This window comes from Zooshikella ganghwensis DSM 15267, from assembly GCF_000428585.1.
Classification (GTDB): domain Bacteria; phylum Pseudomonadota; class Gammaproteobacteria; order Pseudomonadales; family Zooshikellaceae; genus Zooshikella; species Zooshikella ganghwensis.
On the sequence record NZ_AUAF01000166.1, the window covers coordinates 1 to 9020 of the forward strand.

Genomic DNA, 9020 nt, shown 5'->3' on the forward strand with positions numbered 1-9020 from the left:
AAGTGACTACTTTCAACGCAATACTCATAAACTCGCCACTATGGGGGTGCAAGCCTTTGTATTACTCTGGGGGTGTATATGATTTTACCTATGAGCATGTACCAATCCCTTGTTTTTCATTGCCAATTCATACCAAGATCAACAAAACCAATTGCCATTTGCCTATCTTCCATTTCCAGCTCTCCCAAGCCTTTCTAAGCCCTCATTACATGATACCCACTCCAATACACCTCACAGCCTCAAATTACACTCTGAGAGCCTAACAGCTCCTCTGATAACCTATTTGGGCTTCCATTCTAAGATAGATAGGTCAACCAAGAAATCTCAATAAGTGCAATAGGTGCAACCTAGATAAGAAAAGCATTGTAAGGCCGTGTCCCCTCAGTGAAGGTGTGTAAAAGCAAGTTTTTCTACCCAACTACACACAGTTGCCGAGAGGGCACATTTCAATTGTCGTCTTGATAACTTATTAACGGAGCAATGAATCCAACCTTTTAACTCTACATAATAGATGCTGTTATCTAAGATAATTAGACATTGTATTCCCTTATATAAATCCTGCTTAACGGAATACAGTAGAAGCCATCTATAGACTACCACTGTAGCCCATAGCGATTAATGTGAGGATGCTTTCAGCCAGCTATAAACACCCATTACTGACAAAAATATGAGAAGGAGCTTAAACCAGTAACTATATTTTGTGAGCTTGGCACATCAGTGTTTACTTAAAAAACTTAAAATATCTGCTTCAGACCGATGTAAGTGAGACAGGCTACATGCGTTTTAAACCGCTTGATACACGCCCCTTTGGGGAGCGATTAAAGGAAGACTCCTCTTACGACATTACCCAGGACCGTTACTGGGAAGCGGATGAAACCATGTCAATCTATGGTGACCCTGAATTGGGTACATCGGTATGGGATGACGTCAGGAGTTTAGAGCAAATTGACGAAGGTAGAACGCTGCTACCTTATGTGATACGAGAGAAAACACCACCCATCTTGGATCGTGTCGTGCCTCCCGTACCTGAGCCAGATACCTCACCTGATGTGAATTATAAAATTGTGGTTGAGGTTGCAGGAGTTCAGCATAGTGGATCACAAAGACTATATTTGGGCGCGAATAAAGACAGTAAACAAGGGCTTGATCTAAAAGCTGCAGTCACTCACTTTAAGGACGGCGACCGTTATCGCAGTCTAGTGGAATTTAATAATCTTCAGAATATTCCTCGGGAACTCGGCATTCGTATTGCCATGCATAGTAAAGGTGAGCCACCACTTTTCTTACCGCTTATTGACCAAACTCAGCCAGTACCCAAGGAAACCGAAAAAGCACCTTGGGACACGATTATTATTCCTGTGAAACCACTGGGTTATATTACTGAGAAAAAAGTCCGTCCAGAATCTGATATCTTGCAAGAGGGTGGCTGGGTTTATGTGTTTTGGAAAGACAAACTGTGGCGTGAGCTGGAGGTTACTAAAAATCAAACCTACCGTGATACACGCTTGGCGTTTTATCGTAATGCTCGTCACAGCCGCTTAGGGTTAACTGACCCTAATGTACGTAAAGCGCTGGGTACCGCTTACGATACAATCTGGTTGCCTTATAAGCTTAATGGTGAGGTGCAACAAGGTAATAAAGGGATAAAAATGTTGTTTAGCCGACGACAGTTATCCTGGTCTCAGATTGACAAACTTGAAGCCCAGTCCAACTTGCTAAATGAGCAAGCGACACCGGTTGATAGCGTTGCCGTGTATGAGCAAAGCCAGCATTTTGAGTTGAATGAGGGAGATGTTGGTCCTATTGCGCCTGCCTTAATGGATCAAACATCGGCTAACACGATGTCACAAGAAGACAATGCCTCCCAGAAAAAACCGGTTGACTCAGCACGCTATCTGGACCGTAATCGTCCACATAAAATCCCTGTCGTCTATTTGAATAATGTGCCTTATATTTATTTACGCCTTCAACTTTTGGATGATAACGGTAAAAAGCTTCCTGGTGCCTCATATACAATTACCGTTGATGGCGGAAGTGCGGATAAATCATGGACAAACTCAGGCGCTACCGATGGTGATGGTTTGCTTGAAGCCAAAATACCCGTTCTCAATCCTTTCGCGGAACTAGAATACACAGACCCCCACAATGGAGCCGTGTTCATTGACTGCATTCATTTAGGCGACTTGGAACCACAGGAAACCCAAGAAGGTCAGCAAGCTGCCTTAAACAACCTTTGTTTCCCTTTTTCAAAACAAGCTACAGAGCGCCAGACACAGTGCTCAGCCATTGACGACTACCAGTCTCTGAATGCCGTACAAAGCGAAGACTGGTATCTGTTGCTTAAGGACAAACAGCGTTAAACAATATCAGGGCAGTGTAAGAAGTCGCTATGAAAAAACAGCAAATTCATTCTCAGCATATGACTAATCTTGATCAGGAATATGCAAAGGTTTATGAAAAAATTAATGATCTTGGGTTTAAAATTGTCGAAGCCAAACGGCAGGGAGAAAACGGGCTTGCGCTGCGTTTAGCGAATAGAATGCGTGAGTTAGAAGCTGGTCTTAAACAACATAAAAGAGGCCCAAAGCAACAGTTTCACAAGTATTTAGGCCAGCGTAGACCGTTGAATAAAAAAGCGGTTGAAGCATTTAACGCAAAGATTAAAGAGCTTAATCAAAAAGCTTATGATGACACGCATATTCAAGCCTTTTTAGCGAAAAACAAAACCATAAGACGTAAAGATCTACTTGAAGCTTTAGAGCGTTTTCGGATTGCAGCACAAAATATGAAAAGTGCTGCACGTATTATCCAGCGCAGTCTTGATGAGGCCAAAACACTTCAACGTAAAATGCTCGTTTCTGTTTCGGATAGGTATGATACAAAATTTTTGAGAAATGAGCGTATTATAACAAACTGGACGGAACGCCAAGATAAGTATCAGCAAGATGCCAAAGAATACTGGTTGCTAGCACAGAGTTTTTATCAGCAATTTCCCGAATTACAAGACGATTGTAGTGACTGTCTTATCACTGAACAAGATATTGCAGACTACACTTGGGTTCGCTCCATCAGTGTGCCCGACTTTGATCAACCTGATGAAGCGGTAACACCTTATGTCAGCATGAATAAAGGTTTTTATTTGCGTCTTGTCTATGCGGATGATCCGAGTGAACCCGTTCGAAATGGTAGCTTTTTTCACTGGCTGTATGATGCAGATAATAACCAGCAGTTAAACCTGCAATCAGCAACAGATAAAGAGTGGAACTATACGGCATTACAAGTTTCATGCACTGATGAAAATGGTTATGTCATGGGGGGCGAGAACTATATTCCAGGCAACCGCACGCTAGGAATCAATTTAGCGAGCCAGCAGCTGAGTGTTAAACCTGAACTGGATTTTTCGCTGGTTGAGCCTTCCCTAATAAGCAGAAGTACCCTTAATGTAAGCAATACACTCTGGCCGATGGTATCTAATGGGGAACTCCGTGGTGCTACTTTTTCAGCAGCACAAGCCGTTGCGATTGAGTCTCCTGATAACAGTGACAAGCAAGCCGCAGCAAGCTTTATCTCCATCGATAATCAGGTTTTTGCCGATATACTGAGTTACAACAACAACCGAAAACAGGCAAAGCAGCTCGTAGAGCAATTGAGCCAAATTGAAGAAATCACAAGCGGTGAACGTTACAGCGCAACACAAGACATTGAGGAAAAGCCTTTCTCCATGACGTTTCGTGCTGATCGTCCCTATGGTCTCATGCTATACCCGGTCAACCGTGGCCCCTTTGTCACTCAGCCTGTTGATCAATACATCACTATGTCTCCTCCAACTCATGAAGGCCCACAAAAGGCTGAACAGGTGGCCTGGAAAGGAAAGCCCGAAGCTGAGTGGACAGAAGGTGAGCAGCTTGTTTTCCAAGATTACTACCGCTATAAAACGGCGACACTCAAACTGCACTGCACGCTTCCTGAATGGGATCGTCGGTTATGCATTGCGATAGATGATATTGTTGAGCTACAAAAGGCCCAGCAGGAAGAAATAGCACCCTACTTTGCCGCACAAAGTACATTACAACAAATGGCTGAGTTAAGTCAGTATCATTACCTGTTTCGAGATTACTCACACCCAGACAGTGTTGCTGCTGAAGCCCACTTACTCAAAACACATCAAGCAATTTCAAAGCTTGCAGCCTTTGTAAAAGAACAAACCAGCTTTTTAAATCAGACCACTACACTGTCTTACCGCTTAAAAGAAACCAATCAAAAGCTGCATATTAAAGCTGAAAAGTTATATACCCTGCTATGCTCACCCGCTTTTCAGGCAGAGTTAAAACTGTATATGGATCATGCCAAGCAAGGCAAACCGGGTGGTCCTTATATGCAAGCGGAGCCATTTTGGATTCATATTTTTGATACGATTTCAAAAGCCTATGATGTCCTGGCCGCAACACACCTCGGTCAAACCATTGGTGAGCGTGAAATTCCTATTGTGATGGAAGGGGTCGCGGGGCATAGAGATTTGGCTAAATACCTTACAGAAAGAAGCTTTTTTGACCCAGATGAAAATGCAGAAAGACCTCCACATCAATTTAAATTTAAAAATAAGACATACACGTCAAAGTTAACGTCCTACTTTAAACGCGTTACAGTAGATAAACTATCTCAAGTTGATGCAGATAACTCCAACACTAAGTTTGAACAGGATGCTCAAGAAAACCAAGGAAAAATCGGCCCTTTATCGCTCATGCTAGATTACTGCGGAGAGGCATCTGGATCGTTTTATGATTTTTATAAGGAGACCGGTAAAGACTTTCTCAATAGCTGGGTCAATAATATTCCTGGTCCTCCTCCTGTGCTGATGGTTGCACTAGATACTTATGCAGCCTATGTAAACCTGCACTTGTATAAACACCTCGATAAATCCTCGACTTTTCATGTTCGTTTTTTACTGTCTATCAGTAATATCGGCGGGTTTCTAACACAGTCACGCACACATCAAGTCAATCGAAAAAGTTTGAAGGCACTTCACCTGACCATGATCATGCGAAGTGGTAAGCAGTTTAGCGAAGGTGTCATCACAAGCCTATTTGGCAAGGAATTAAAGGGAAGCTTTCAAGGATTACCGAAAGGTAAGCAGCCTGACCAAGGATTTGCAGATTTACTCTCAAATAATATCCAAAAAACCACTACATTTAAAGTGTATCGAGGTACACTGAATATATTAAATACATCTATAGCAGTAGAAAACCTGTGTGATTTTTATGCCACTGTAGAGAAAGATTTTCGTGACGCTGATGCGCAGGATAATTTAATCCATTTTTTTCTTGAAGCCTCGTTAAACCATATATCGCTTATCGATAACGTAGTAAAAAATATTAAGTTCTCATTAAGCCTTCTTAAAATAAGTGACTTCAATGAAGGATTAACAAAAATACTGAATGGATTTGCCACTTTGACGATGCTCCTTGGTGTTATTGTTAGCGCTATGGACTTAGCGTATCACTGGGAAGAACGATCTGGTAAAGAAAACCTCGTTGCAAGTATTAGCCTGGCATCAAGCTTTGCCTATTTACTTGGTTTTGCCTTTAAAGAAAGTCTTTTTCTGGCAACGTCTAAGTTTTTGGGTGTGACATTAGGAACGTTAAGTACACCGTTGATTGTGATTGGTACAATTCTATTTGTATCAACACTACTCATTATGCATGGTGATGATCTTTGGGAGATGTGGACACAGTCAGGTAGTTATAAAGCACTGATAAAGTTATGGACTAATGTGAACAAATTGGACTCTTTTAAAGAGTTGACAGGTCAAGGCAGCTTCCGCGCTTTAGAAGGGGCTGAGAACGCGAATAAGCTCATGCAAGCTGCAGATGCACTCTTAAAAGATGATCAATACTGGGGACGCTTGAACTGGCGAGCCATTATTCCGCTTCACCGGGCGGGCTTCAATCACGCTCAAATAGAAAATATGGTTGCCATCCCCTTGAGTGGTCGAAAAGTGTCAACAAGGCAATCTATTGCTGAGCGCCCCATGAGTGCATCAGGTATAATTTTGTACTATAAAGCCTTAAAAGCTGAGGCTGAAAGGAATCCTAACAGGCGCTTTCAGTCGGGACGCTCATGCTCCGATATCACCTATCTACTGGAAAACGCCGCATTTATACCAGATAGAGATTACCCTGAAGACTTACATAATGCTTATGGTGGCTTAGGCCGTCAATCCTGGGGTTATGAGTATTTCTATCACGACTTTGAATACAACAGGTAATGAATGATGAATTATCGAGTGTTGATAACAATTCTATTTTTCTGTTCACTGAACGTTCAGGCTCTTGATATCGAAATTAAAGCCGATAAGGTCAATCCTGAGCATTTGCAGGCAATTAAAGATGCAATAACGATTGATGAAAACAATAATGATCGTTTCTATGCAAAATATAAAGTACTATCGCAAGATAAGATGAACCCTACAGTGGAATTTGGCCCAAATGATAGTGCACCTTTTGTAAAGGACTTTTTTTGTAATAACTGTTTTGTTGCCAATAGTGAAGGTGATATTTTTGCTGCCAGAATATCAGATGCTATATCCGTTGATATTAGTCATCTTAGTAAGATTAAAACGATACAAGTGTTATTTTCAGGTGCTAAAATCTTACATTTTGATGAGGCTAGTCATTTTAAGCAATTGATTTATATAAATATCAGCGACAATGAAATAAATAATGATATTTCCTTATCAAACTCAAAATTAGTTTTTGCGACTATACTGGATAACAAGATAAAAAACATACAGTTAAACAATTTAAAGAGTTTGAAATATTTAAATATAAGTAATAATTCTACAGTTAATCTAGCAGGGATAAAAAACTCAAAGAAACTAGAGGTGGTTAATGTAAGTGGTAATAATATCCAAGATTTAAGCGAGCTAGGCGATATAAAATCATTGAGGCGCTTAGGTATGTTTGGGAATATAACCCCCAATCTTTCATTTTTGGAAAGGCTAGATAAGCTTGAATACTTATTCGTTCATCTGGATAAAGATTGGAATGACTATAAGATTTTCGGTTCTTTAGTTAATCTTAAAGGGTTATACATTATTCTTAACAGTGACCTTTATAAATTAAGCCAGCTACCTAAAATAGAGAGCTTGAAAAGACTTGGGCTTAAAAACTACTTTAACCCATCCCGTCAAGGCATTAGGTCCTTACAGGGGTTAGAGCATTTTCCAAATTTAGAAGAGCTCACTTTAAGAAATAATAAAGTTACAAAAATAGAAGGGCTTGAACACTTACCCAAGTTAACCAGTTTAACTTTAGATAAAAACCCCATACGTCAGTGGAAAGGCTTGGAAAAAGCCTCAGATACACTTGAGACGCTATCGATCGAAGATGTTATTGAAACCGTTAGGCCTTCAAATCAGCCTACGCTCAAAGTTTCAGAGAAAGAGCGTGTCATACGTCTTTTAAGAGACCGAGGCGTTACCGTATTCGAATAAGCCACTTTTGTTGAATTAATGTATCCCTTCATTGCAACTCAAAGAGAGTAGATGGCTCTCTTTGGGCGTTTGAGAAAGTTATAGTATGAAAAAGAAATATCCTCGTAAGTTAACTTTTATCCTTGTCACTATCGGATTTATTGCTTCATTGTATGGCGCATACTTTGATCAAAAGTATTTGTTTCAAAGCTTCATATTTATACTCTTAATGCATCGATATAAAGGTGCTATTGAAGGCGTAGAGGTTTCTGCAGAGGAAGTCGATGAAGGTGCGATTAGTAATAAACCCACAGCGCTTCGTGTTGAAGGAATAGAACCAACACCAGAGAATGTTAGCCGGCTTTACCAGTCTGGCTATAAAAGCCTCGCATTTAAAAACTTCTGTAAGCTGCCTGAAAATAAAGGGTTATCTAAAAGCAAATTAAAAAAACTATTTCGCGAGTCTATCGAAGAAACCCAAGTATTAAAGCCCACTGAACATAATGTAGTAAAGCTCTATCGTGATGGTTATGAAAGTCTAGCCTTTAGACAGTTTTGTAAGCTGGAAGAAAATCAAGCTTTATCCCATGATGAGCGATTTACAAAGTTTAATAACTTGGTTCAGACATAACTATTTTAAGTCTTATCAACCCAGAGTAACTTACAGTAGTGGAAGTAGCTCAGTGCAATAGGTTGCACCTAATAGTTAAAGATGCTTAACAGGATCTCGGCGCTTATGAAGGACTCTGACCACAGTGATTCCATGTGATTGTGCCTGGTAGTATAAGATATGACTTTCATAGGGAAAGCTGCGTAGGCCAGAGCTTAGAGAATCCCTTCTTAGCCCTAGTGAGGGCCTATCAGCAAGTGCTCCACACAACTCCATAAACCCATCCAGATATTGATGTACTTGCTGCTGTCCCCATTGTTCTCTTGTGTAGTCAACGATACTTTCTAAATCAACTTCGGCTTTTGCAGTAAACTTAAAACTACTCACTACACCACCTTACTTTTTAAGCGCTCAATCACTGACTCACCATCAACTATATTACCTTCATCAAGGTCCTTTAAACCCTCATGGATAGCTGCTCTTAAGCTTTCTTCTTTAAGCCTTGCAAGCGCCTCATACTCTGCCGCAGACATCACTACAGCAACTGGTTTACCGTTCTTATTGATTCCTACTGGCTCATACTGCGCTTTAATCAGTAGCTCGCCGAATTCCCGTTTCGCCTCGCTCGCATTCAAACTTTCCATTGTGTACCTCATATCGATCAATTTGACTATTTTAATCAATTTAACCCTTTCCGAGGTATCTGTCTAGCCAAAGGAAAATAGCTAGACTCCTCTCTAGGTGCAACCTATTGTACCTAGCCTGTAAGCCAGTATTTTAAGCAGGTGCAACAGGTTGCATCTACTACCATGTAAATCCACCAATTACATCGATATGCTGCTGTTGGTGTATAACTGCTCATGCTCTACAATGGGGTCATCCGCTACTTCCTGAGAAAATTTGGTTGCAGTTGGTGCGTAATTCCTAGTGCTCTACAAT

6 protein-coding genes are annotated in these 9020 nt (G+C 40.8%); 4 read left to right on the forward strand and 2 right to left on the reverse strand.

The window, feature by feature from the left end; genetic code table 11:
- Positions 1 to 776: 776 nt before the first annotated feature.
- The 4 genes from F607_RS0122265 to F607_RS0122280 all read left to right on the forward strand — a co-directional run bounded on the left by F607_RS0122265 (position 777) and on the right by F607_RS0122280 (position 8102).
- On the forward strand, positions 777 to 2360 hold the full coding sequence (locus F607_RS0122265) for a hypothetical protein (RefSeq protein WP_027709838.1): 1584 nt from the start codon (positions 777 to 779) through the stop codon (positions 2358 to 2360).
- Between the two features lie 29 nt (positions 2361 to 2389).
- Positions 2390 to 6265: a mS35 family ribosomal protein gene (locus F607_RS0122270; protein WP_027709839.1), complete on the forward strand. Its 3876-nt coding sequence runs from the start codon at positions 2390 to 2392 to the stop codon at positions 6263 to 6265.
- A gap of 3 nt (positions 6266 to 6268) precedes the next feature.
- Complete coding sequence (locus tag F607_RS0122275; RefSeq protein ID WP_084611375.1) at positions 6269 to 7492, forward strand: leucine-rich repeat domain-containing protein; 1224 nt, start codon at positions 6269 to 6271, stop codon at positions 7490 to 7492.
- An 85-nt stretch (positions 7493 to 7577) separates the two neighbouring features.
- On the forward strand, positions 7578 to 8102 hold the full coding sequence (locus F607_RS0122280; protein WP_027709841.1) for a hypothetical protein: 525 nt from the start codon (positions 7578 to 7580) through the stop codon (positions 8100 to 8102).
- A 75-nt stretch (positions 8103 to 8177) separates the two neighbouring features.
- Here the strand turns inward: F607_RS0122280 and F607_RS0122285 are convergent, their stop codons facing one another.
- Together F607_RS0122285 and F607_RS0122290 are read right to left on the reverse strand one after the other, a co-directional pair.
- Positions 8178 to 8468: a type II toxin-antitoxin system RelE/ParE family toxin gene (locus F607_RS0122285; RefSeq protein ID WP_027709842.1), complete on the reverse strand. Its 291-nt coding sequence runs from the start codon at positions 8466 to 8468 to the stop codon at positions 8178 to 8180.
- The gene (locus F607_RS0122290) at positions 8468 to 8725 is read right to left on the reverse strand and encodes a type II toxin-antitoxin system Phd/YefM family antitoxin (protein ID WP_027709843.1); all 258 of its coding nucleotides are present in this window, start codon (positions 8723 to 8725) and stop codon (positions 8468 to 8470) included. The genes F607_RS0122285 and F607_RS0122290 overlap by 1 nt, the downstream gene beginning before the upstream one ends.
- Between the last annotated feature and the right edge of the window lie 295 nt (positions 8726 to 9020).